The sequence below is a fragment of the Microbacterium excoecariae genome, assembly GCF_011326725.1.
Classification (GTDB): domain Bacteria; phylum Actinomycetota; class Actinomycetes; order Actinomycetales; family Microbacteriaceae; genus Microbacterium; species Microbacterium excoecariae.
The window spans coordinates 670,057-694,293 of the sequence record NZ_JAANCO010000001.1; the positions used below are offsets into that span (position 1 = coordinate 670,057).

Consider the following 24,237-nt stretch of genomic DNA (forward strand, 5'->3'; position numbering starts at 1 on the left):
GTGACACCTTGCATAGCAGCAGACCGGCCCCGTCCGACGGCGCGGCCAGAACGGCACGGATCCCCCTGGGGCGGCGCGGCATCGCCGGCGCCCTCCTCCTCACGCTGTCGACGGGCTCCCTTGCGGCCGTCGCCCTCCCGGCGTCCGCCGCGACCGGACCCGTGGCGCAGGCCGCGAGCGACGGCACCGTCGCCGAGGCCCTCCGGATCGAGGCCGAGAGCTACACCGGCAATAACGGCGGCGGCACCAAGACCGAGACGTCCACCGACGCGGTCGGCGAGTCGCTCGGCAACGTCGGCGGCACCTGGGACGGCGCGGAGATCTCCTACGACGCCGTGGACTTCGGCGAGATCGCACCGGAGCAGCTCACGGTGCGCTACGTCAACAACTCCAGCCGCGTGGGGCAGAACGCCTCGCTCGACTTCTATCTCGACGACACGTCCGAGGCGAACAAGCTCGTGACCGTCGACCTGCCGGTGACGGGGTCGAACTGGAATGCCTACGGCACCGTGTCCGTCGACCTGCCCGTCGAGGTCACCGGCGAGCACACGCTGATCGTCGCGATGCACGCGACGACCGACGACGCGCATCCCTACGTCGGCAACTTCGACTGGTTCGAGTTCGGCCCCGCGCCGATCGAGCTTCCGGACGCATACCTCGACACCGACTCGACCTGGCGCTACTCGGACAACAACACGGATCCCTCCGGCGATGGATCCCTCTCCTGGACGCTCGCCGACTTCGACGACGCGGCATGGAAGAGCGGCACGGGGAGCTTCGGCTCGAAGCGCGGCGCGGCCGACCTCGGCGGCGGTTTCGTCGCGAACACGCTGCTCACCTACACCCAGCCCGGATCCTCGGACACGGTGCAGACGTACCATTTCCGGACCGACGTGGACATCTCCGCGGCGGAGCTCGCCGAGATCGGCGCCCTCGACGGCACCGTGACCTACGACGACGCGATCCGGATCTACGTCAACGGCGAGCAGGTGGCCGGGTACGAGGACGGGCGCGTCGACGACGCGGCCAACCCGAACCTGACGTACGCGGGCAACAGCAACGGCAACCCCATCACGAGCTCGTTCCAGGTGCCGGCGGAGCTCCTCCGCGCGGGCGAGAACACCGTCTCGGTGGCGCTCTACCAGGACCGCGAGTCGAGCAGCGACATCTACTTCGACCTCTCAGAGCTCGCGCCCGTCGAGGCCGCGGCGCCCGCCGAGATCTCGGACGTCGTCCTCGGCGTCGGCGAGACGGAGGCCCAGCGCAACCTCGCCTGGTACTCGAACGTCGACGTCGCGCAGGTCGCGCAGATCGCGCCGGCAGCGGAGGTCGTCGACGGCGTCTTCCCCGCCTCGGCGACGACCGTCGAGCCGTCCGCGGCCGGCGGCACCTCGAGCGGAGAGTTCTTCCGCGACGTCGAGTTCACGGACCTCGCGGAGAACACGGAGTACGCCTACCGCGTCGGAAGCGACGACACCGGCTGGTCGGACGTCTACACCTTCCGCACGCAGGCGTTCTCGGGCGACTTCGAGTTCCTGTTCTTCGGGGACCCCCAGGTCGGCGCGTCCGGCAACCTCGCCAACGACGAGGCCGGCTGGGTCGACACGATGAACATCGCGACGGAGAGCTACCCCGACGCCGAGATGATCTTCTCGGCCGGCGACCAGGTCAACACCGCCTCCAGCGAGGCCGAGTACAGCGCATTCCTGGCCCCCGAGCAGCTCACGAGCGTGCCGCTCGTGGCGACCAACGGCAACCACGACGTGGGGTCGAAGGCGTACGAGCAGCACTTCAACCTGCCGAACGAGGACCTCACGGCCGGCGCGGCGTCGAGCGGCTCGAGCTCGGGCGGCGACTACTGGTTCATCTACAAGGACGTCCTGTTCCTGAACATCAACTCGAACAGCCGCGACTACGCCTCGCACAACGCCTTCATGGAGCAGGTCATCGCGGAGCACGGCGACGAGGCGACCTGGAAGGTGCTCGCCTTCCACCACTCGATCTACTCGGTCGCCTCGCACGCGTTCGACGGCGACATCCTCGATCGCCGCACGAACATGCCGCAGACGATCTCGGAGCTCGGGTTCGACGTCGTGCTCATGGGCCACGATCACAACTACACGCGCAGCTACCTCATCGAGAACGGCGAGCTCGCCGACGCGCAGGAGATCGCGGGCCAGGCCACGGTCGAGGCGAAGGACGGCGAGGTGCTGTACCTCACGGCCAACTCGGCGAGCGGATCCAAGTACTACAACACGACGGCTCCGGACGCCTGGTACTCGTCGGTCATGAACCAGGAGAAGGTGCGCAACTACTCGGTCATTGAGGTGACCGAGAGCGACATGACGCTGCGCACGCTCCGCAGCGAGGCGAACGGCGCCGAGAGCCCCGTGAACAGCGTGGTGGACGAGGTCGTGCTGACGCGCGACGCCGCCCCCGAGCTCACCGTCCCCGCCGACGGCGAGATCGAGCTGGGCGCGTCCTTCGACGCGCTCGAGGGCGTGTCGGCGATCGACAACGTCGACGGCGACCTCACGGAGTCCGTCACGATCGAGGGCACGGTCGACGTTTCGGTCGCCGGGACCTACGTGCTCACCTACCGCGTGGAGGATGCGCGCGGCAACGAGACGACGCACGAGCGCACGGTGACGGTCGTCGCCGCGGGCGACGATGCGGATGCCGAGGGTGCCGCGGACGGATCCGGTTCGGATGCGGATGCCGAGGGTGCTGCGGATGGATCCGGTTCGGATGCGGATGCCGAGGGTGCTGCGGATGGATCCGGTTCGGGCGCGGATGCCGAGGGCGCAGCGGACGGTGCCGGATCGGATGCGGACGCCGAGGGCGCAGCGGACGGTGCCGGTACGGATGCGGATGCCGAGGGCGCCGCGGATGGATCCGGTTCGGGCGCGGACGCTGAGGGTGCCGAGGACGAGCGGCCGGCCTTCACCCCGGCGGCCCCCGTCGCGAACGGTGCCGACCTCCCGGCGGCGCTCGAGGGCCTCATCGGCGCGTCGGTCTCGGGCGACGTCCTGAGTCTGACGGGCCTCGAGCCCGGCGCCTGGGCCTACGCCTACGGGTACTCGTCGCCCGTGGGCCTCGGGTGGGCGCTCGCGGACGCCGACGGCCAGGCGACGCTGAACCTCGCGGGCGTGCTGCCGGCGGGCGAGCACCGCATCGCCGTGCTCGACGCCGACGGCGAGCTCGTCGGGTGGTCCACCGTCACCGTCGCGGACGCCGCGACGGACGAGGACGCGGCCTCCGATGACGCCCTCCTCCCGACGGGCGCCGAGCAGGCGGGCACGGCGCTCGCCGCGGGCGTCGCAGCTCTGCTGCTCGCCGCGGGCGCGGTCCTCTTCTGGGCCCGCCGCCGCGCGATCTCCTAGCGCGATCCACACCGGTGCCGGGCCCCGGCCCGGCACCGGTGCCACGCCCCCCTCCCTCCCCCTCCTCAGGAAGACACGCATGTCCCCCTCTCTCCGCGCGTCCGCGCTCGTGACCGCCGCCGCTGTCCTGGGCGCGACGCTCCTCCCCGCACCGGCGCTGGCGGCCGAACCGGCGCCCGCCGCGTCCGACCTGACGGAGTGGGTGAATGCCTTCGTCTCGACCGAGGACGACTTCGGCCAGGATCTCCCCGGCGCCGAGGCGCCGAACTCGATCGTCAAGATCAACCCCATGACCGCGCCCGGCCGGGCGCACAGCGGCTACGACTACGCCGCCGACCAGATCGCCGGCTTCACGCACACGAACCTCAACGGCGTGGGCGGATCCGGTGGCGGCGGCGACCTGCTCGTCGTGCCGACCTACGAGACCTACTCCGACCGCCCGGCGACGTCGACGTACGCGGCGGGCTTCTCTCACGACGAGGAGGAGGCCGAGCCCGGGTACTACGGCGCGCTCCTGGAGGGCGCGGGGGACGCGACCATTCTCGCCGAGGCGACGACCGACGTGCGGACGGGCCAGGACCGCTTCACCTTCTCCCACGCGGGCACGGCGTCGATCGTCGTCGACCTGCGCAATAACTTCACGCGCCGCAACTCCGCGACCCTCGACGTCGAGGAGCTGCCGGACGGCCGCGTCGCGCTGTCCGGCGCGTTCGGCGGGCACTTCAACGGCTACGACTACGAGATGTTCTATCGCGCCGAGACGACCGCCGCGGTCGACGGCGTGCGCACGTGGGGCGGATCCGGATCCCTCACCCAGGCCGCGCACCGCGACGGCACCGACATCGGCGCGGTGCTCGAGGTGGGCGTCGCCGCGGGCGAGGAGGTCGGCCTGCGCGTCGCGGTCTCGCCGATCAGCGCCGAGCAGGCCGAAATCGACCTCGCCGCGGAGATGGGCGAGCGCACGTTCGACGAGGTGCGGGCGGACACGTCGGACGCGTGGAACGACATTCTCGGCCGACTCGCCGTGACCGCGTCCGACGCGAGCGACCCCGACGGCGAGCTGCAGACGCTGTTCTACACGCACCTCTACCGCCTGTTCGGCATGCCGATGAATGCGACGAGCACGAGCGGCACGTACCGCGGCCTGGACGGGGCGATCCACGAGGCCGACGGGTACACGCACTACGACGGGTGGGCGCTCTGGGACGACTTCCGCAAGTACGAGATCCTCGCGATCGGCTATCCGGAGGTGTTCCGCGACATCGCGCAGTCGCTCGTTGACCTCTACGCCTCCTTCGCCGACAGCGGGCGCGCGTCCCTCTCGAGCACCGTGCACGCGGTGCCGACCGTGCGCTTCGAGCGCGCCGCCGTCGTGATCGCCGACGCCGTGGCGAAGGGCGCGGAGCTCGACGGGCTCGCGGACGCGTGGCCCGCGCTCGTCTCGCAGTCGGCGGGCGGCTACGCCGACGCCGACAACGTGCGCCGCGGCTACATCGCGAACGAGGTCGACGACACCCTGGGGACGGCCTACGACGACCAGGCGATGGCGACGATCGCGGAGGAGCTTGGCCGTGACGAGGACGCGGCCGCCTACCGGCTCCGCGCCGCGAACTGGACGAACCTGTTCCGGGAGGACGCCGTGACGCTCGCCGACGGGACGCGCTCGGGTCTCGTGTTCCCGAAGGACGCCGCGGGGCGCTGGGCGGACGTGGATCCGGAGCGCTTCGAGGCGGGGAACGTCTACCAGGGCACCCTCTGGCAGTACAACTGGTACGCCGCGGGAGACATGGGCGGAATGGTCGACCTGATGGGCGGCGAGGCCCAGGCGGGCGAGGCGCTCAGCTTCATGTTCGGCGAGCACGCGCCGGACGACGGCAGCCGCATGCTGCACTCCAACGCCAACGAGATCGACCTGCAGGCTCCCTACCTGTTCAACTACGTCGGCGAGCCGGCGAAGACCCAGTACTGGGTCCGCAGCATCTACACGAAGGAGACCTGGAACCGGTACATCGCGACGGGCTCCACGCACGAGGCGCCCTCGTCGGGCGGCGAGTTCACGCCCGCCGTCAAGACGCGCGTGTTCTCCAATTCTCCGCAGGGTTTCCTCCCCACGATGGACAACGACGCGGGCACCATGTCCTCCACCTTCGTGGCCGCCGCGCTCGGCCTGTTCCCCGTTCACGCCGGATCCGACGAGTACCAGATCGGCACGCCGTTCTTCGACAACGTGCGCATCACCTACGACACGGGGCGCACCTTCGACATCACGGCCCGCGGCGTCACGCCCGACGCCTTCTACATTCAGGACGCCGAGCTCAACGGCGAGGCCTTCGACCGCACGTGGGTCACCTACGACCAGCTCACCTCCGGAGGGTCCCTCGTCTTCTCGATGGGGACGGATCCGTCGGGCTGGGCCGCGGACGGCGTCGCGCCCTCGTCGCTCAGCGACGACCTCCCGAGCTCCGTGTACGACGCCGCGAGCGCCGTCGTCGTGAGCGGGCGGGAGTTCACCGAGGCGCCCGCGGGCGACGGATCCGTCGACACCGAGATCGGCCTCACGCTGCGGAATGGATCCTTCGCGGGACGCGACGGCGAGGACCTCGCCGCCTCCGGTGCCATCGCGGCGAGCGGGGTTCCCGACGGGCTCACCCTCACCGCCGTGCGCGAGGGCGACCGGGCCGTGACGCTCGCTCTCGCGGGGCAGGCCGTGGCTTCGGGGACTCTCGACAGCATCGATGATCTCGTCGTCGCGGTCTCCGACGCGGCGTTCTCCTCCCCGCCCTCGACCGGCTCGCGCGAGTTCGCGCTCAAGGTCACCTTCGACGGCGCCACGCTCCGCGCGGAGCCCGGCCGGGTCCTCGCCACCCCCGCGGGCGTCGTGGACGCCGAGGTCCTCTTCACGCTGAGCGGCGCCCGGTTCGCCGGCGAGGCGGGCCGCGACCTCGTGGCCGACGGGGTGCTCGGGCTGCCCGGGCTCCCGGCCTCGATCTCCGCGGTCGCGGAGGTGCGAGATGACTCGACGCTCGCGCTGACCCTGACGGGCGAGCTGGGCGACGCCGAACGCGCGTCGTTCGCGCTGCGGTTCGCCGACGAGGCACTGGCGGGTACGACGGCCGCGGCGCTCCGCGGCGACGGCGTCTCCGGCCTCGGCACGCTCGCGATCGTCCGGGATCCGCAGTGGCGCGCTCGCCTCGCCGAGCTCGCCGACGAGGCGGGTCTCGTGGCCCCGGGCGCGTACGCCCCCGCCGCGTTCGCCGCGTTCGACGCGGCGCGCGAGGCGGCGGCCGGCGTCCTCGCCGACGACGGCGCGACCGACGCCGCGTTGCGCGACGCGTTCTCCGCGCTCCGGCGCGCGGCCGACGCGCTCGAGATCACCCCGACGCCCTACCGCGTGCTCGAGGCGGAGGCCTTCGACGCGTGGTCGGGTGGGTCGCTCAAGGTCGAGTCCGGCACCGACGCGACGGGCGCCGGGCTGACGAACCTCGGCGGCGTCCTGCCGGGGAGTTGGGTGTCGTATTCCGGGCTCGACTTCGCCGGGTCCGCTCCCGAGAGCGTCCTCGTCCGCTACGTGAACAACAGCGGGCGCAGCGCGGCCGATGCGACGCTCGAACTCCGGCTGGATGCGCCGGACGGGCCGCTCGTGCAGTCCATCGCCACGCCTGCGACGGCGTCGACCTGGAGTGGGTACGCCACGATCGACGTGCCCCTCGACGACGACGCGCGCGACGCGCTCGCCGGATCACACGACCTGTACGTCGTGTTCGAGGGCACGGTGGGAACGAATCCCTGGCTCATCAACCTCGACTGGATCCGCTTCGCCGCGGCGGGCGAGGCAGCGGAGATCGCGCCGGTGCGCATCCAGGCCGAGGCCTACACGTCGGACAACGGCGGCGGCCTCGCGAAGGAGGGCACGGCCGAGCAGGGCAACGTCGGCGGCACGTGGGACGGCGGCGAGCTCACCTACGCGTCGGTCGACCTCGGGGAGGACCCCCTCGCCGCGCTCACCGTCCGCACCTCGACCCGCGACGAGCGCATGGGCGAGAACCCGAGGCTCGAGTTCTTCCTCGACGGAGCGCCCGTCGCGGAGGTGGCCCTGCCGCTGACGGGCGGGTGGGGCGCGTGGCAGGAGACGACCGTCGAGCTGGCGGAGCCCGTGTCCGGGGCCCACGAGCTCGTCGTCGTGATGCGCGCGGATCCGATCCCGGGCCGCGACTACCAGTACGTGTCGAACCTCGACTGGTACGAGTTCGCGCCCGCGGCCGGGGCTGTTCCGGCGGTGGACCGGACGGCGCTCCTCGCGACGATCGACGAGGCGGGCGGGATCGAGGCGGTTCCCGAGCGCTACATCCCCATCGACTTCGCGGTCTTCGCGGCGGCGCTCGCCGACGCCCGCCGCGTCGCCGGCCTCTCCGAGAGCGGTCAGGCCGACGTCGACGAGGCCGCGCGCGTGCTCGGGCTCGCGTCGGGGCAGCTCGAGTGGCGGCCGGTGCGGGAGCTCCCTCTGCTCATCGCGCGCGCCGAGGCGATCGACACGGCGCCCTACACCCGCGAGAGCGTCGACGCGCTCGCCGCGGCGCTCGCCGCCGCACGGGCGACGACGGACGGTGCGGAGTACGCCGCCTTCGATGCGGCGGTATCCGGGCTGCGCGCCGGGATCGCGGGCCTCGCGCTCGCGGAGGAGCCGGGCGACGGCTCCGGGGGCGCGGACGGCGGATCCGGCGGCGACGCCGGGGCGGGGTCGGACTCGGACGGTGGGGACGCGGGCTCCGGGGCCGGCTCTGGCGCGGACGGCGTCGGGTCCGACTCCGACGTCGACGCCGGCGCGGGCTCCGACGGATCCGCGGGTTCCGGTTCCGGGGGCGGCGACGCCTCGGGAGCGGGCGGCACGAGCGGGGGCTCCGCCGCGGGCGGATCCGTCGGTTCCGGATCGGACGACGCGGACGGCTCGGACACGGGAGCGGGCGGCGCGGGCTTGGGATCCGAGGGCGCGGGTAGCGGATCCGGCTCGACGGGCACGGACGCGGCACCGTCCCCCGGCGCGACCGACGGCCTCCTCGCGACGGGAGCGGACCGTGCGGGCGTGTGGGTCGCGGGCGGCCTCGCGGGGCTGCTCCTGATCGCGGCGGGTGCGATCTTCGTGATCCGCCGCCGCGCCTGACCTCCGTCCACACAAAACAACGCAGTCAATTTTTGGGCCGATGGCCCCGGATCCGCATGGAGCGGCCGGGGGACCCGAAAATTGACTGCGTTGTGATGGTCGCGAGGCGCGCGGGGCGCCCGCTGAGGGGCTTACGCCGCCTGCGCCGCGAGGGCCGAGATCGCGCTCTGGAAGAACCCGAGCCCGTCGACGCCCGACCGCATGGCGGCGGCGGTGTCTGGTCCGAAACCGGCCTCGACGGCGTGCTCCGGGTGGGGCATGAGGCCCACGACGTTGCCGCGCTCGTTGGTCAGGCCCGCGATGTCGTTCAGGGATCCGTTGGGGTTCACGCCCCGGTAGCGGAAAGCGACCTGCCCCTCGCCCTCGATGCGCGCGAGCGTCTCGGCGTCGGCCGTGTAGCCGCCGTCGGCGTTCTTGAGGGGGATGATGATCTCCTGCCCCGCCTCGTACGCGTTCGTCCACGCCGTGTCGGCGTTCTCGACGACGAGTTTCTGGTCGCGCCGGATGAACTGCTGGTGCGCGTTGCGGATCAGGCCGCCGGGCAGCAGGTGCGCCTCGACGAGCATCTGGAAGCCGTTGCAAATGCCGAGGATGGGCACGCCGCGTCCCGCCGCGTCTTTGACCTCGCTCATGAGGGGCGCGAGCGCGGCGATCGCGCCGGCGCGCAGGTAGTCGCCGTAGCTGAAGCCGCCGGGCAGGACCACGGCGTCGACGCCGTCGAGGTCGTGCGATCCGTGCCACAGCGCGACCGGCTCGGCGCCCGCGATGCGGACGGCGCGCTGGGCGTCGCGGTCGTCGAGGGATCCGGGGAAGGTGACGACGCCGATGCGCGCGGTCACTCGACGACCTCGATGCCGACGACGTCCTCGATGACCGAGTTGGAGAGGACCTCGTCGGCGACGCGCTTCGCCTCCGCGAGCACCTCGTCGGTGACCTCGCCGGTCACGGTCATCTCGATGCGCTTGCCGATGCGCACGTTCTCGAAGCGGCCGTGGCCGAGGCGATCCAGGGATCCGGTGACGGCCTTGCCCTGCGGATCCAGCAGCTCGGCCTTGGGCATGACGTCGACGACGATGGTGGGCATGTGTGAGCTCCGGATGTCGCGGGCGGGGTGTGCGCATCGATTCTATCCGCGGGCGGCTCGCTCCGCGGAACGGGTGGCGGATCCGCCCCGCCGCGGCGGGCTCGCTACGCTCGAGGCCATGACCCTCATGCCTCCGGAACCCTACGGCCCGCGGATCGCGCGCTGGGAGCGGGCCACCGAGTGGGTCATGGTCGGCGGCGGGGTGGCCTTCCTCCTGGCGTACTCGCTCCAGCAGCTCACGCCCGGCGGCGGGATCGTGGCGGCGGTGTGCGGCGTCGTCCTCGCGGCGACCTGGGTCGCCTTCGGCGTCGACTACATCGTGCGCCTCGTGCTTGCGCGCCCACGTGGGCGGTGGTTCCTGCGGCACCTGTTCGACCTCGCCACCGTCATCGTGCCCGTCCTGCGGCCCCTGCGCCTCCTGCGCCTCGTCGTGCTCCTGGAGGTCATGCATCGCTCGGTCGGATCCCGGCTCCGCGGCACGATCATCGTCTACGCGAGCGGTGCGACCGTCCTGCTCATCTGGACCGCGGCGCTGGCGATCCTCGACGTCGAGAGCGACGGCGGGGGCGACATCCGCACGCTCAGCGAGGCGGTGTGGTGGGCGATCGTGACGGTCACCACGGTCGGTTACGGCGACTACGTTCCCGTCACGGCTGCGGGGCGGTTCATCGCGGTGGCGCTGATGACGGGCGGCATCGCGCTGATCGGTGTGGTCACGGCCTCGCTGTCGTCGTGGATCCTCGAGCGCGTCGACGCGGCGGGGAAAGGGCGCGCGGAGAGCGCGCGCGACGAGGACCAGCGCGAGCTGCGGGAGGGGATCGCCGCGGCGCGCGACGAGATCCGCGCGCTGCGCGACGAGATCCGTTCCCTTCGCGGCGACGAGGGGTGATCAGCCCAGTAGGAGCAGCCGGCTGGCGAGGCGCGCGCTCCCCGGCAGCGGCGGCGCATCGAGCGTCTCGGCCCGTGTGCGGCGCGCCACGACGTCGAGCCGCACGTCGGCGTCGGCGAGCACGTCGACGACCGTGATGAAGCGCTGGTGCGCGGCGGGATCCACGCGGGCCAGGGGTGGGACGTCGAGGATCGTCCAGGCGCCGAAGCGGCGCGCCCACGCGAGGTAGTCGCGCGTCGACGTCACGGCCTCGCACAGCTGCGCGAAGGTGATCGTCAGCGCGCCGTCCGCGGCGGAGACGGCGGCGAACGTGCGGCCCTCGGCGCGAAGCGCGGCCCGTGCCGGGAGGGTCGCCGCGTCCGGGACGACCCGCCAGGACCCGGAGGCGAAGCCGCCGCCCGCGCCGTGGGCCCGGAAATCGTCGCCGCCCGCGAGCTCGACCACGGTGAGGTGATCGCGGATGAGGCGGATCGCCGGCTCGGCCAGGCGGTGCCACTCGGGGTCGGCGAGCAGGTCCTCGGGCGCGTAGTTCGAGGTCGCGACGATGCGCACGTCGTGCGCGCGGGCGTGGGAGAGGATCCGCCCGACGAGGCGCGCCTCGGCCGGATCGACGATCTGCAGGTCGTCGATGAGGAGGGCCCGTGCGCCGCCCAGCACGTCGCCGATCGCCTCGTCGACCGGATCCGCCGGCGGATCAGGGAGCGGATCCGCGGCGCGGTCCTCGTCCGCGGGCCGTCCCCCGCCGGCGTCCCGGGCCGCGCGGCGCTCCTCGTGACGGGCGAAGACGGCGCGGTGGAGGGCGTCGAGCAGGGCGTGCGCGTGCACGCGCAGCGCGCCGGGCGGGGCCGCGGCGCGCCAGAACGCGTCGGCCACCCAGGTCTTCCCGCGCCCCACGGGCCCGTGCGCGTAGACGCCGCGCGGCGAGAAGGCGAGCGCCTCGGCGACCCGCGCCTGATCGGGGGTCAGCTCGAATCCCTCCGCGCGGGCGGCGCCGCGAATCCGGTCCACCGTGGCCTGCATTCCTCGATCCTTGCACGGGCCACGGCGGGCCTTGACAGCGTGGGAGCGCTCTTCATAGCGTCAGATCTGCCCGCGACGGCGCGGGCGCACCGGCGCATGGGCGCGCCGGAGCATCGAAGGGACGCTCCATGATCCGTTCACTCCCGGGCCCTCCCGCCGCGGCGCCCACGTCGACGCGGCCTCAGCGAGGGTGGCGCGATGCCCTCGGATGACGTCGGCGCGGCGCGCGCACCTGGCCCGGCCCCGACGCTGGAGGAGGTCGCAGCGCGCGCCGGCGTCTCCCGATCGACCGTGTCCCGCGTCGTCAACGGCGGCGAGCGCGTCAGCCCCGGCGCGCTCGCCGCGGTGGACCGGGCGATATCCGAGCTCGGGTACGTGCCCAACCGCGCGGCGCGCTCGCTCGCCTCGCGCCAGACCCACACGGTCGCGCTCGTCGTGCCCGAGGACACGTCGCGGTTCTTCGGGGATCCGTACTTCGCGGCCATCGTCGCGGGGCTGAACGAGCGCCTGACGCGGGCGCGGTACATGCTCGGGCTGTTTGTGGCCTCGGAGGACCCGCACGACCGCGCCGCCGCGTTCGTGGCCTCGGGGAGCGTCGACGGCGCGCTCATCGTGAGCCACCACACGAGCGACGCCTTCCTCGAGCGCCTCGCCCGTTCGGGCCCCGTCGTCTTTGGCGGCCGCCCCGCGCACCCGCGCCCCGGCGACGTCTGGGTCGACGTCGACAACCGCGAGGGTGGGCGCATGGCGGCCCGGCGGATCGTCGCGCGCGGGCGCACGCGCGTCGCGACGATCGCCGGCTCGCTCGACATGCCGGCCGGGCAGGAGCGGCTCGCGGGCTTCCGCGAGGTGCTCGGCGAGGCGGGGCTGGCGCCCGTCGCGGTGGAGGACGGGGGCTTCTCGGCGGTCGGCGCCGCGCGCGCCATGGAGCGGATCCTCGCCGTGGGCGGCGTGCCCGACGCGCTCTTCATCGCCAGCGACCTCATGGCGCGGGGCGCGCTGGCCGTGCTGGCGCGGGCGGGCATCCGCGTACCCGCGGACGCGCTGATCGTCGGCTTCGACGACTCGCCCGTGGCCACCGCGGTGGTGCCCGCGCTGACGACGATCCGCCAGCCCTCGCACGATCAGGGGGTCGCCATGGCCGACGTGATGCTGCGGATCCTCGCGGGGGAGGATCCGCCCCGCGAGACGCTGCTCCCGCTCGAGCTGGTCGTGCGCGACAGCGGCTGAGCGGGCTACGCCGCGGGAATCGGATCCGCCCCGCGCGCGTGCTCTGCCCACGCCGGCTCCGCGGGGAGGATCCGGAGCGCGCGCGTGCCGACCGCGAGCGCGGCGGCGAGCGCGCAGATGCCGGCGCACACGAGGATCGTCGGCCCGCGCCCGGCCCACGCGAGCCCGAGGCCCGCGACGAGCGGAGCGAGCGGCATGGCGCCGCGGGAGAACACCTGCGCCGCCGCGTTCGCCCGCCCGAGGAGGCGGTCGGGCGTGGCCACGACGAAATACCCGCTGAGGCCGGCGTTCACGGCGGGGAGGAGGAGCGCGGGCGCCGCGAGCACGGCCGTCACCGCCCACGGGGTCGTCACGAGCGCGACGCCCGCCGCCCCGCACGCGAGCGCGGCGAGCCCCGAGATCGCGACGAGCCCGGTCGGGACGCGGTGGACGACGGGGCCCGCGCCCAGGGCGCCGACGAGCATGGCCGCGCCGACGCCCGCGCCGACCCAGCCGATCGCCGCGGGGGAGTGGCCGGCCTGCTGGAGGGCGTAGATCGCCGTCGTGACGGCCGCGGAGATCCCGAGGTTCACGATGGTCGTGACGACGACGACGCCCCGGAGATCCGGTCGCGCCCAGATCCAGGCGAGCCCCTCGATCACCTCCCGCCCGGCCGATCGCGGGCCGGCCCCGGCGGCCGCGCGCGGGCGGCGCGCCGCGGCCGGGGCCCCGGGCGCCGGGCGCAGGCGGTCGATCGCCCACGCCGCCGCGCCCGCGATCGCGTGGCACGCGGCCATAGCCGCGCCGACGGCGCCCGCGCCCGCCGTGAGCAGGAGACCGCCGAGCGGGCCGCCCGCGAGCTGGAGGGCGGCGTCGCGCGCCTGATTCGCGGCCTGCGCGCGGCCCATCTCCTCGGGCGCGACGACCTGCTTCAGCGCGCTCTCCCCGGCGACGTCGAACAACCCGGTGCGCGCCGCGAGCAGGGCGTCGATCGCGAGGAGCACGGCGAAGGTCAGCGCGTCGGCGGTCGCGAGGAGGGCAAAGGCCCCGGCGAGAGCGCAGCCGATCACCGCGCCCGCGATCATGAGGGGGATGCGCGGGCGCCGGTCGGCGAGGACGCCGCCCGCGAGCGTGAGAACGAGCCGGACGGCGGCGCCCGTCGCGGCGATGACGCCCGCCTGCGCGGGGTCGTCCGTGACGACGAGCGCGATGAGCGGTATGGCGAAGGCGAACAGCGCCTCGGCGAGGCCGCGACTCGTGTCGCTCACGAGCCAGGCGACGTAGCGCGCGTTGCGGAACAGGGGGGTCATGACCCCAGCGTAGATTGGCAATAAAAGTTGCGCAATAAGAATTGCGCAAATAGTGCTGGCTAGACTCGATGCATGACGGCAGGCACGGAGGGGCCCGAGGGATCCGGGCGGGAGAGCTGGCTCACCGCGGAGATGCTCAAGGCGCTCGCGCACCCCATCCGCCAGCGCCTCGTGCGTCTGCTCCGGCGCCGCGAGTATCTCCGCGCCGCCGACGCCGCGGCGGAGCTCGGCGAGCCTGCCAACAAGGTCAGTTTCCACCTGCGCGTGCTCGCGGACGCCGGCTTCCTCGTGGAGGCGCCGGAGCGCGCGCGCGACGGCCGGGACCGCGTGTGGCGCGCCGTGCCGGGCGCGTGGAACCTCGGCGGGCCGGAGCACCCCGTGCCGGACGAGGCCCTCGGCGCGGTCGTGCTGCGCTCCGTCGCCGACGAGCACCAGGACCTCGTGCGCCGGGTCGTCGCGTGGGCGCCCGACTACACCTCGGGCCGCGACGCGGACACGCACGGCACCTTCACGCGTGCGTCGGCACGCCTGACGCCCGCGGAGTTCGAGGCCCTCATGGAGCGGATCCAGGACCTCATCGCGGAGGCCGAGCGCGCGCACGACCGCGCCGATCCCGCGAGCACGTTCTACGAGATCGACATCGTCGCGGCCGACGACACGCTGCGATAGCGCGTCAGGACTGCGGATCCCCGCCCATCTGGCCCACGGCGGGGATCGGACCGCCATCGTCCGCGCCGGTCCGGCGCGCGCGGGCGATGAGGTTACCGAGGTGGTAGATCGCGAGCGCCGCGACCGTGCCGAGCACGATGCCGCCGAACTCGAAGCCCTCGATGTGCGCCGTGAAGCCCGCGATCCCGATCACGAGCGCGACCGCGGCCGTGTACTGGTTCACGGGGCGCGAGAAGTCGACGCGGTTGTCGACCCAAATCTTGATCCCGATGATCCCGATGAGGCCGTAGAGCGCGGTGGTCACGCCGCCGAGCACGCCCGGCGGGATCGAGTTGAACACGGCGCCGATCTTCGGCGAGAACGCGAGGAGGATGGCGGCGAGGCCCGCGACCCAGTACACCGCGGTCGAGTACACGCGCGTCGCGGCCATGACGCCGATGTTCTCGCCGTACGTCGTGGTGCCGGATCCGCCGCCCGCGCCTGCGATCGTCGTCGCGAGGCCGTCCGCGATGAGGGCGCGGCCCGTGTAACGGTTCACGCCCTGGTCCGTCATCGTCGCGACCCCGCGCACGTGCCCGACGTTCTCCGCGATGAGCACGAGCACGACGGGGAGGAACATCGCGATCGTCGACCACGTGCCGGGCGAGGCGAAGTCCGGCGCGTGGAACTCGGGAAGCCCGATCCAGGCCGCCTCCGAGATGACCTCGGCGGGGGAGAGGCCCGTGTCGGGGTTCTCGACCCCGAAGTAGCCGGTCGCGATGGCGTAGAGGTAGCCGACGAGGACGCCGAGGAAGATCGAAATGCGCCCGAGGAAGCCGCGGAAGAGGACCGCGAACAGGATGACGGCGACGAGCGTGATCGTCGCGGCGACGCCATCGACCTGGAAGTTCGCCCACGCCGTCGGGGCGAGGTTGAACCCGATGAGCGCGACGATCGCGCCCGCGACGACCGGCGGCATGAGCCGATCGATCCAGCCGAGGCCTGCGACCTGGACGATGACGCCGACGAGGGCGAGGAGGACGCCGACCGCGACGACGCCCGCGAGGGCGGATCCGATGGCGCCCGACGCGGTCGCGGCCGTGATCGGCGCGATGAACGCGAACGAGGAGCCGAGGTAGCTCGGCAGCCGGTTGCCCGTGATGACGAGGAAGAGCAGGGTGCCGAGGCCCGAGAACAGCAGGGTCGTCGAGACGGGGAAGCCCGTGAGTGTCGGGACGAGGAACGTCGCGCCGAACATCGCGACGACGTGCTGGATCCCCATCGCGATCGTGGCGGGCCAGTTCAGCCGCTCGCCGGGCGAGACGACCTCTCCGGGGGCGGCGGTGCGTCCGTTTCCGTGCAGGGTCCAACCGAACATGCGGGTCCTTCGTCGAGGGCGGGTGACCGGGAGGGCGCATGCCGGTCGGATCCACGTTACCCGCGTTCCCCGGGATCGCGCACGCCGCCCGGGCAGGATCTCCCGGGGCGGCATTTCGTCGGATTGCCGATGAATCCCCTGATGGCGGGCGCTGTTCCGCGCTAGGTTGTCGCCCGAGTACCCGAGCGAAGACAAGAGAATACGGAACGGACATGACGGACGAGAACACCCCACGGGAGAAGAAGACCCCCGTGCGCAACCTGGTGCGCGAGGTGACCCACCCCGCCCTGATCCCCGGGATCGGCGTGGAGGACACCCCCCGGACCTTCGCGACCAACTGGGTCGTGCTCGGCGTGGCCGGGATCGCGACGCTCGGCGTCGTGATCTGGGGCATCCTGGCGCCCGAGAACATCCTGGCGGTGGGCGGATCCGCCCTCACCTGGGTGATGACGAACTTCGGCTGGCTCTTCTCGGCGCTGGCGATCGTGATCCTCGGCTTCATGCTCGTGGTGGGCTACGGCCGCACCGGCGGCGTGCGGCTCGGCGCCGACGACGAGCAGCCCGAGTTCTCGACGACGGCGTGGATCGCCATGCTGTTCTCGGCGGGCATGGGCATCGGCCTGCTCTTCTGGGGGCCGGCCGAGCCGCTCGACTTCTTCCAGAACGTGCCGCCGGGCGTCAACGCCGAGCCGGGCTCGCGCGACGCCATGATGGCCTCGCTCGCGCAGGCGACGCTGCACTGGGGCCCGATGGCGTGGGGCCTGTACGCCCTCGTCGGCGGCGCGATCGCCTACAGCGCCTACCGCCGCGGCCGCGCCCCGCTGATCTCGGCGATCCTCACGCCCATCTTCAAGGAGAAGACCGAGGGCTGGATCGGATCCGTCATCGACATCTTCGCGATCCTTGTCACGCTCTTCGGCACGGCCGTGACGCTCGGCCTCGGCGCGCTGCAGGTCGCGGAGGGCGTCGAGGTCGTCTCCGGTATGGGCGACCTCGGGAACGCCGGCATCATCGTGATCGTCACGGTCCTGACCGTCGGTTTCGTGATCTCGGCGGTCTCGGGCCTCAAGCGCGGCATTCGCCTGCTCTCGAACGCGAACATGGTGCTCGCGGGCCTGCTCGCGGTCGTCGTGTTCGTCGGCGGGCCCACCCTGTTCCTCCTGAACATCATTCCCTCGAGCATCCCGAACTTCCTCGACGAGCTGTGGGCGATGCTGTCCCGCAACGCCGCCGAGGGTGAGGACGCGGCGGCGTTCGTGTCGTCCTGGACGAACTACTACTGGGCGTGGTGGATCTCGTGGACGCCCTTCGTCGGCATGTTCATCGCGAAGATCTCCCGCGGCCGCACGCTGCGCGAGTTCGTCACGGTCGTCATCATCGTCCCGGCCGCGGTCTGCATCGCGTGGTTCGGCATCATGGGCGGCGCCTCGATGTTCTTCGACGAGTCCTCGGGCGGCGACCTGACGGCCGCCTACGGCGAGGGCGGCGCGCAGGCCGTGCTCTACGCCCTGTTCGACGCGCTCCAGTCGCACGTGACGATCTTCGGCGCGGCGTTCCCGCTCGCGACGATCCTCAACGTCATGGCGATGATCTCGATCATCCTGTTCTTCGTGACCTCCGCCGACTCCGCGTCGATCGTGATGGGATCCATCACTCAGCGGGGTCGCCCCGAGCCCACCGCGTGGGTGACGGTCGCGTGGGGACTGCTGCTGTCGGCGACCGCCCTCGTGCTCCTGCTCGCGGGCGGAAACGACGCCCTGACGGGCCTGCAGTCGATCATGGTCGTCACGGCGCTGCCGTTCGCCATCATCCTCATCGGCGTGCTCATCTCGTGGGGCAGCGACCTCCGGAGCGACCCGTACATGATCCGGCGCGCCTTCGCGAAGGCCGCGATCGCGCAGGGCGTGCGCCGCGGCATCGAGGAGCACGGCGACGACTTCGTCTTCGAGGCGACCGAGGTCGCGCCCGACGAGGGCGCGGGCGCGGGCATCGACACCGAGGCTCCCGAGCTCACCGAGTGGTGGGACACCGCGACCGGCCAGATGCCGATCGTGCCGCAGGCCACGACGGCGAGCGACGTCACGCGCACGCTCGAGCCGGGCCGGATCCAGCCGCGCGGCCCGGCGGATCCGCACCACTCCGCGTCGGGCGAGGCCTCGCTCACGGTCGGCGAGGAGCGCTGGACGCGCCGCGAGCGCCGAGAGCGGGAGGCGGCCGAGGCCGCCGCGGAGACGGCCGCGGACGAGCGGCCCGGCGACGAGGGGCCGGACGCCGACGGCGACGGCCGCCCAACGGGCGCCTGACGAGACGCCGCGTGAGGGGCGCCGGGGGAGACCCCGGCGCCCCTCACGCTATGCGCGCAGGGCGTCGACGAGCGCGCCGAGGCTCGACGCCATGTCGGCGGACGGGTCGAGCAGCCACTGCGTCTGCAGCCCGTCGGCGGCGGCGATGAGCGCGGCGGCGGCGCGATCCGGGTCGAGATCGGCGCGGATCGCACCGTCCTCCTGCCCGCGCCGTAGCGCCTCGGCGCTCGCCTCGGTGAGGCGGCGGAAACGCTCGGCGAAGTAGGTGTGCGCGGGGTGGTCGGGATCCGCCGCCTCCGCGCTGAGCTGCGTGTACAGCCGCACGAGGCCGGGGACCGTGGCGTTGTGCGCGACGACGCGCAGGAGGCCGTCGAGGGGATCGTCCTGATACGCGACGGTGTCGACCTCGTCGCGCTTGCGGAGGACCGCTGTGAACAGCTCGTCCTTGCTGCCGAAGTAGTGCAGGAGGCCCGCCTGGCTGAGGCCGACGGCGTCCGCGATCTCGCGCACCGAGGCGCCGCGGTATCCGTGCGTGGCGATGACGTCGAGCGCGGTCGTGAGAATCTCCTCGCGCTTGGCGATGCCCTTCGCGTATGCGCCTCGTTGTGCCATCCCTCGATTAAAGCCGACCGGGGCTTGAGATTCAAAGCCTAACGACATACGGTTTTCGAGAACCCCACCCGACCCGATGGAGAGTCATGTCTACGAACGATTTCCCTGACGTCTCGCAGCTCACGCTGGAGGAGAAGGCCGCCCTCACGAGCGGACTCGACTTCTGGCGGCTGAAGGCCGTCGAGCGCCTGAACGTCCCGAGCATCATGGTGACGGACGGCCCGCACGGCCTCCGCAAGCAGGCGGGCGAGAGCGACCACCTCGGCCTCAACGAGAGCGTTCCGGCGACGTGCTTCCCGCCGGCCGTCGGCCTCGGCGCGTCCTGGGATCCGGAGCTCGCCGCCCGCGTCGGCGCCGCGATCGGCCGCGAGGCCGCGATCGAGGACGTCGCGGTCGTCCTCGGCCCGGGCGTGAACATCAAGCGCTCCGTCCTCTGCGGGCGCAACTTCGAGTACTTCTCCGAGGATCCGATCCTCGCCTCCGACATGGGCTCCGGGGTCGTGCGCGGCATCCAGAGCCAGGGCGTCGGCACGTCGCTCAAGCACTTCGCGGCGAACAACCAGGAGACCGACCGGATGCGCGTGTCCAGCGACGTGGACCCGCGCCCGCTGCGCGAGATCTACCTGCGCGCGTTCCAGGGCGTCGTCGAGGACGAGCAGCCCTGGACGGTGATGTGCTCGTACAACCGCGTCAACGGGGTCTACGCGTCGGAGGATCCGTTCCTCCTCACTCAGGTCCTGCGCGAGGAGTGGGGCTTCGAGGGCCTCGTCGTCTCCGACTGGGGCGCCTCGAACGTGCGCACCGCGGGGATCCGCGCGGGCATGGACCTCGAGATGCCGTCCTCGGGCGGGATGACGGACCGCCAGCTCGTCGACGCCGTCCGCAACGGATCGCTCGACGAGGCCGCCCTCGACCGCAGCGCGGCGCGCGTGCTTCAGCTGATCCGTCGCGCCACCGAGCGCGCGGCGGTCGCCGGCGCGCTCGACGTCGACGCCCACCACGCGCTCGCGCGCGAGGCCGCGGCGCGCTCGATCGTCCTCCTCAAGAACGACGACCAGACTCTGCCGCTTCAGCCCTCCCAGAAGATCGCCGTCATCGGCGAGTTCGCCGAGAAGCCGCGCTTCCAGGGCGGCGGCTCCAGCCACATCAACCCGACCCGCGTCGACGTCGCGCTCGACAGCATCCGCCAGGTCGCCGCTGACGTGACCTATGCCGCCGGGTACGTGCTGCCCGAGGCGCCCGAGGGCATCGGCATGAGCGGCCGCAAGGCCGAGAAGCCGGCCGAGGACGTGCTCGCGGGCCTGCGCGCCGAGGCGGCCGAGAAGGCCGCGGCCGCCGACGTGGCGGTCGTCTTCCTCGGCCTGCCGGACGAGGACGAGTCGGAGGGCTTCGACCGCACGCACATCGAGCTCCCGGCCGAGCAGCTGGCGCTGCTCGACGCGGTGGCCGAGGCGAACCCCCGCGTGGTGGTCGTGCTCTCCAACGGCGGCGTCGTGGCGCTGCCGTTCGCCGACCGCGTGCCCGCGATCCTCGAGACGTGGCTCCTCGGCCAGGCGGGCGGCGCCGGAACGGCCGACGTGCTCTTCGGCGAGGTGAACCCGTCGGGCCGTCTCGCGGAGACCTTCCCGTTCCGCATCGAGGACACCCCCGCGTTCACCTCGTTCCCGGGCCAGCACCAGCACGTCCGCTACGGCGAGGGCATCTACGTCGGGTACCGCTGGTACGACGCCCGCGCGATCGACGTCGCGTTCCCCTTCGGGCACGGCCTGTCCTACACGACGTTCTCCTACGGCGAGCCCACGGTGACCGCGACCGAGGACGGCGGCCTCGCCGTCGCGCTCGACGTGACGAACACCGGATCCGTCGCCGGCCGCGAGGTCGTGCAGGCGTACGTGTCGGTCCCGGGGACGACGGTGGAACGCGCCCCGCGCGAGCTCAAGGCGTTCCAGAGCGTCGAGCTCGCCGCGGGCGAGACGGCCCGCGTCGAGCTGGCGATCCGCCGCCGCGACCTCGCCTACTGGGAGACCCGCACGGACGCGTGGGTGGTCGAGCCCGGCACCTACCGCGTCGAGGTGGGCGCGTCGAGCCGCGACCTGCGCGGCGCGGCCGAGACCGAGCTGGCGGGCGACGAGCTGGTCATCCCGGTCACGCGCGACTCCTCGATCGGCGACGTCTTCGCGCACCCGGCCGCCGCGCCCGTCGCGCGCGAGCTGTTCGCCGGATCTCCGTTCGGCGAGATGATGCTCATCGACGGCGAGCCCTCCGCGATGGGCGAGGCCATGCCGCTCGGGCGCCTCGTGAGCTTCGGCATGCCCGCCGAAACCGTCGAGAAGATCCTCGCCGCGGGTAAGTAACCCCGCCCCAGTGCGCCCCGCCCTCCGCTCGGAGGGCGGGGCGCGCTGGCGTCCGCTGGGATCGCGCATATGCACCTCACCCGGCCCCGCGGCGTGCGTGTGCGCGACCTGGCTGCGCCCGCCCCCGCTCGTATCGCGCGTATGCACCGTCCCGCCCGGTTGAACATGCATATGCGCGACCTGGCCGTCCCCGCCGCCGTTCGTATCGCGCGTATGCATCTCGCCCCGGCCCCGCGGCGTGCATTTGAGCGACGTGGCCGCCCCTGCACCCGCTGGGATCGCCCATATGCATCTCATCCCGGCCCCAAGACGTGCATATGCGCGACCTGGCCGCGCCCGCCCCGGTCCGTATCGCGCATAAGCACCGTCCCGCGCCGCTTCGGCGTGCATATGCGCGACCTGGCCGTCCCCGCCGCCGTTCGTATCGCGCATATGCATCTCGCCCCGGCCCCGCGGCGTGCAATTGCGCGACGTGGCCGCCCGCGCCCTCGTTCGGATCGCGCGTATGCACCGTCCCCGTGCCGGTTGAACGTGCATATGCGCGACCTGGCCGCCCCTGCACCCGCTGGGATCGCCCATATGCATCTCGCCTCGGCGCAGCGGCGTGCGTATGAGCGACGTGGCCGCCCCTGCATCCGCTGGGATCGCCCATATGCATCTCGCCTCGGCACAGCGGCGTGCATATGAGCGACGTGGCTGCCCCCGTATCCGCTGGAATCGCCCGTATGCACCTCATCCCGGCCCGGCGGCGTGCGTGTGCGCGACTTGGCCGCGCCCGCCGCCGTTCGTATCGCGCGTATGCACCGTCCCGCGCCGCTTCGACGTGCATTTGAGCGACCTGGCTTGCCCGCGCGCGGTTCGGATCGCCCATGTGCACCTCACCCCGGCGCAGCGGCGTGCATGTGCGCGACCTGCCCGCGCACGCCCCCGCGCCCCAGCTACACGCCGGGCGCGTGCCGTTCTCGGAGCGCGGCGCGGACCCGGTCGGCGAGCCGGCCGGGGCGGGCGACGAGCTCCGCGGTGACCTGCAGCACGAGCCACCGCTCCGCGCGGAGGCGCTCGACCCGCTCCACGTCGTGCGCGAACTGCGCGGCGTGGAGCGCACCGTGGTACTCGATCGCGAACTTCCAGGCCGGGTACGCCATATCGAGGCAGGCGAGAAACGCGCCGTCGCTCGCATAGATGTCGACGTTCAACTCCGGCTCCGGGAGCCCCGCGCTCACGAGCAGGTAGCGCGTCAGCGATTCGCGCGGCGACCAGGAGTCGACGCGGATGTGCGCGAGCGCCTCTCGAAGGCGCGCGGCGCCGACCCGGCGGCCCACGTCGAGGGCGGATTCGAGCTGCGCGGGCGTGGTCAGCGGCGCCCGGCCGGGCGTGGGGCGGCGGTGGCCGGCGCGCCAGACGCGGCAGAAGTAGTCACCGACGGCGACAAGATCGGCGACGCCGAGGTGCCCGAGCATGGCCCAGGTGGAGGCGGGGGACGTCGCCGGAAGTCCGTCGACGTCGCGGAGCGTCGCCCATCCCGCGCGCACGCGATGCCCCCGCACGCCGCGTCCGCGCGGGACGGCGCCGTCGCCGAAAACCGCGACATCCAGGTCGGATCCGTGGAGCGGAACGGGCGCGCCCCAGAGTGCGGCGGCGGATCCGTGGCTGATGAACCGATCCGCTCCCAGGAGCGGCGCGTAGGCGTGGGCGAGCCGCGCGACGCGTGCCGTCGCCGGATCCGGATCCGGATCCGCGGGCGCGACGGCCGCAGGCGCCAGCGCGCGGACGCCGTGGAATGGGCGGGCGAGGTCGGATCCGCGGAGCCGTCCCCGACCGACCCCCTCGGCCCGCGCGGAGCCGACGTGGAACGCCTCGGGGAGGTCGGGCGGGAGCGGAAGGCGCGGCGTCATACCCACACGGTGCCACTGAGCCCCAACCCTGCGCGGAGTTATCCACAGGGTCGGATCCGACCGCGAGGGTCAGCGCGTCATGCGCTCCAGAAGCTCGCGATAGCGCTCGCGCGTCTGGTCCACGATGTGCGCCGGCAGCTCGGGCGGCGTGCCCGTCTTGTCCCAGTTCGCGGCGAGCCAGTCGCGCACGATCTGCTTGTCAAAGCTCGCCATGCGTTCGGCGGGCGTCGCGCCGTTCTCCCACGCGGCGAGATCCCAGTAGCGCGAGGAGTCGCTCGTGAGCACCTCGTCGGCGAGGCGCAGGACGCCATCGGCGTCGGTGCCGAACTCGAACTTCGTGTCGGCGAGGATGAGGCCGCGCGCCTCGGCGGCGCGGGCGGCACGCGCGTAGATCGCGAGGGAGGCGTCGCGCAGCTCGGCCGCGCGTGCCTCGCCCACGAGCTCGGCCGACTTCTCGAAGGAGATGTTCTCGTCGTGCTCGCCGAGCGGCGCCTTGTACGCGGGGGTGTAGATCGGCTCGGGAAGCCGGTCGCCGTTGTGGAGCCCCTCGGGCAGCGGCAGGCCGCACACTGTCCCCGATGCCTGATACTCGGCCCACCCGGATCCGGTCAGGTACCCGCGCACGACGCACTCGATCGGCAGCATGTCGAGCGATTGGACGACCATCGCGCGGTCGGCAACGCCGGCCGGCGCGCTCTCGCCCGTGAGGTGGTTCGGGACGGCGGGGCCGCCGTCCGCGCCCGCGAGCTGATCGAACCACCAGGCGCTCAGCGTCGTCAGCAGCGCCCCCTTGCCCGCGATGCCGGGCTCCAGGACGTGATCGAACGCGCTCACCCGGTCGCTCGCGACGACGAGCATCCGGCCGTCCGCGCCGCCCTCGGGTGCGTACAGGTCGCGGACCTTCCCCGAATAGACGTGCTTCCAGCCGGTGATCTCGGGCGCGCTGCTCATGCGTCCATTATGGCGGGCACCCCCGACATCCCGTTGCGGCGGG

Annotated in this window: 15 protein-coding genes; 7 read left to right on the plus strand and 8 right to left on the minus strand. The window is 72.8% G+C overall.

Translation table 11 applies throughout. The features are described from left to right. Nucleotides 1-8 precede the first annotated feature (8 nt). Both G8E01_RS03000 and G8E01_RS03005 read left to right on the plus strand, forming a co-directional pair. Nucleotides 9-3,383, plus strand: a complete 3,375-nt coding sequence (locus tag G8E01_RS03000) for an immunoglobulin-like domain-containing protein (protein ID WP_166315664.1) — start codon at nucleotides 9-11, stop codon at nucleotides 3,381-3,383. Between the two features lie 79 nt (nucleotides 3,384-3,462). Further along, nucleotides 3,463-8,541 (plus strand): glycoside hydrolase domain-containing protein, encoded by a 5,079-nt coding sequence (locus tag G8E01_RS03005; RefSeq protein ID WP_166315667.1) that lies wholly within the window; start codon nucleotides 3,463-3,465, stop codon nucleotides 8,539-8,541. Between the two features lie 131 nt (nucleotides 8,542-8,672). On the opposite strand, the gene purQ is transcribed toward G8E01_RS03005, so the two are convergent. After that, nucleotides 8,673-9,380, minus strand: coding sequence for a phosphoribosylformylglycinamidine synthase subunit PurQ (gene purQ, locus G8E01_RS03010; protein ID WP_166315670.1), 708 nt, complete (start codon nucleotides 9,378-9,380; stop codon nucleotides 8,673-8,675). After that, nucleotides 9,377-9,625, minus strand: coding sequence for a phosphoribosylformylglycinamidine synthase subunit PurS (gene purS, locus G8E01_RS03015; RefSeq protein ID WP_166315673.1), 249 nt, complete (start codon nucleotides 9,623-9,625; stop codon nucleotides 9,377-9,379). The genes purQ and purS overlap by 4 nt, the downstream gene beginning before the upstream one ends. Nucleotides 9,626-9,743: 118 nt before the next feature. Between purS and G8E01_RS03020 the strand changes: the two genes are divergently transcribed. Further along, entirely contained in the window at nucleotides 9,744-10,514 is a 771-nt protein-coding gene (locus tag G8E01_RS03020) for a potassium channel family protein (RefSeq protein ID WP_205827207.1), read from the plus strand. Here G8E01_RS03020 and zapE read toward each other — a convergent pair whose 3' ends face one another. Then, nucleotides 10,515-11,534: an AFG1/ZapE family ATPase gene (zapE, locus tag G8E01_RS03025; RefSeq protein WP_166315676.1), complete on the minus strand. Its 1,020-nt coding sequence runs from the start codon at nucleotides 11,532-11,534 to the stop codon at nucleotides 10,515-10,517. Nucleotides 11,535-11,732: 198 nt separating this feature from the next. On the opposite strand from zapE, the gene G8E01_RS03030 reads away from it, so the two are divergent. Beyond that, nucleotides 11,733-12,764, plus strand: a complete 1,032-nt coding sequence (locus G8E01_RS03030; protein WP_166315679.1) for a LacI family DNA-binding transcriptional regulator — start codon at nucleotides 11,733-11,735, stop codon at nucleotides 12,762-12,764. A 5-nt stretch (nucleotides 12,765-12,769) separates the two neighbouring features. On the opposite strand, the gene G8E01_RS03035 is transcribed toward G8E01_RS03030, so the two are convergent. Then, nucleotides 12,770-14,053 (minus strand): MFS transporter, encoded by a 1,284-nt coding sequence (locus tag G8E01_RS03035; protein ID WP_166315682.1) that lies wholly within the window; start codon nucleotides 14,051-14,053, stop codon nucleotides 12,770-12,772. Between the two features lie 72 nt (nucleotides 14,054-14,125). Here G8E01_RS03035 and G8E01_RS03040 point away from each other — a divergent pair, with 72 nt between their 5' ends. Further along, on the plus strand, nucleotides 14,126-14,722 hold the full coding sequence (locus G8E01_RS03040; protein WP_166315685.1) for a winged helix-turn-helix domain-containing protein: 597 nt from the start codon (nucleotides 14,126-14,128) through the stop codon (nucleotides 14,720-14,722). Between the two features lie 4 nt (nucleotides 14,723-14,726). On the opposite strand, the gene G8E01_RS03045 is transcribed toward G8E01_RS03040, so the two are convergent. Beyond that, entirely contained in the window at nucleotides 14,727-16,079 is a 1,353-nt protein-coding gene (locus G8E01_RS03045) for a uracil-xanthine permease family protein (protein ID WP_166315688.1), read from the minus strand. A 212-nt stretch (nucleotides 16,080-16,291) separates the two neighbouring features. Here G8E01_RS03045 and G8E01_RS03050 point away from each other — a divergent pair, with 212 nt between their 5' ends. Next, nucleotides 16,292-18,382 carry a BCCT family transporter gene (locus G8E01_RS03050; RefSeq protein ID WP_166315691.1) on the plus strand — a complete coding sequence of 697 codons (2,091 nt, stop codon included), beginning with the start codon at nucleotides 16,292-16,294 and terminating at the stop codon, nucleotides 18,380-18,382. Nucleotides 18,383-18,430: 48 nt separating this feature from the next. Here G8E01_RS03050 and G8E01_RS03055 read toward each other — a convergent pair whose 3' ends face one another. Continuing rightward, nucleotides 18,431-18,994 carry a TetR/AcrR family transcriptional regulator gene (locus G8E01_RS03055; RefSeq protein ID WP_166315694.1) on the minus strand — a complete coding sequence of 188 codons (564 nt, stop codon included), beginning with the start codon at nucleotides 18,992-18,994 and terminating at the stop codon, nucleotides 18,431-18,433. 86 nt (nucleotides 18,995-19,080) lie between these two features. Between G8E01_RS03055 and G8E01_RS03060 the strand changes: the two genes are divergently transcribed. Next, nucleotides 19,081-21,348, plus strand: a complete 2,268-nt coding sequence (locus tag G8E01_RS03060) for a glycoside hydrolase family 3 C-terminal domain-containing protein (protein ID WP_166315697.1) — start codon at nucleotides 19,081-19,083, stop codon at nucleotides 21,346-21,348. 938 nt (nucleotides 21,349-22,286) lie between these two features. Here G8E01_RS03060 and G8E01_RS03065 read toward each other — a convergent pair. Together G8E01_RS03065 and G8E01_RS03070 are read right to left on the minus strand one after the other, a co-directional pair. Then, the gene (locus G8E01_RS03065) at nucleotides 22,287-23,243 is read right to left on the minus strand and encodes a hypothetical protein (protein ID WP_166315700.1); all 957 of its coding nucleotides are present in this window, start codon (nucleotides 23,241-23,243) and stop codon (nucleotides 22,287-22,289) included. Between the two features lie 69 nt (nucleotides 23,244-23,312). Beyond that, a complete protein-coding gene (locus tag G8E01_RS03070; protein ID WP_166315703.1) occupies nucleotides 23,313-24,194 on the minus strand; it encodes a phosphoribosylaminoimidazolesuccinocarboxamide synthase in 882 nt (293 codons plus the stop codon). Nucleotides 24,195-24,237: the final 43 nt, after the last annotated feature.

What these genes read in the sequence shown, in the direction of transcription:
- G8E01_RS03005 (WP_166315667.1), top strand. Translation starts at nt 3,463, where the DNA reads ATGTCCCCCTCTCTCCGCGCGTCCGCGCTCGTGACCGCCGCCGCTGTC.
- purS (WP_166315673.1), bottom strand. Translation starts at nt 9,625, where the DNA reads ATGCCCACCATCGTCGTCGACGTCATGCCCAAGGCCGAGCTGCTGGAT.
- G8E01_RS03020 (WP_205827207.1), top strand. Translation starts at nt 9,744, where the DNA reads ATGACCCTCATGCCTCCGGAACCCTACGGCCCGCGGATCGCGCGCTGG.
- zapE (WP_166315676.1), bottom strand. Translation starts at nt 11,534, where the DNA reads ATGCAGGCCACGGTGGACCGGATTCGCGGCGCCGCCCGCGCGGAGGGA.
- G8E01_RS03030 (WP_166315679.1), top strand. Translation starts at nt 11,733, where the DNA reads ATGCCCTCGGATGACGTCGGCGCGGCGCGCGCACCTGGCCCGGCCCCG.
- G8E01_RS03035 (WP_166315682.1), bottom strand. Translation starts at nt 14,053, where the DNA reads ATGACCCCCCTGTTCCGCAACGCGCGCTACGTCGCCTGGCTCGTGAGC.
- G8E01_RS03040 (WP_166315685.1), top strand. Translation starts at nt 14,126, where the DNA reads ATGACGGCAGGCACGGAGGGGCCCGAGGGATCCGGGCGGGAGAGCTGG.
- G8E01_RS03045 (WP_166315688.1), bottom strand. Translation starts at nt 16,079, where the DNA reads ATGTTCGGTTGGACCCTGCACGGAAACGGACGCACCGCCGCCCCCGGA.
- G8E01_RS03050 (WP_166315691.1), top strand. Translation starts at nt 16,292, where the DNA reads ATGACGGACGAGAACACCCCACGGGAGAAGAAGACCCCCGTGCGCAAC.
- G8E01_RS03055 (WP_166315694.1), bottom strand. Translation starts at nt 18,994, where the DNA reads ATGGCACAACGAGGCGCATACGCGAAGGGCATCGCCAAGCGCGAGGAG.
- G8E01_RS03060 (WP_166315697.1), top strand. Translation starts at nt 19,081, where the DNA reads ATGTCTACGAACGATTTCCCTGACGTCTCGCAGCTCACGCTGGAGGAG.
- G8E01_RS03065 (WP_166315700.1), bottom strand. Translation starts at nt 23,243, where the DNA reads ATGACGCCGCGCCTTCCGCTCCCGCCCGACCTCCCCGAGGCGTTCCAC.
- G8E01_RS03070 (WP_166315703.1), bottom strand. Translation starts at nt 24,194, where the DNA reads ATGAGCAGCGCGCCCGAGATCACCGGCTGGAAGCACGTCTATTCGGGG.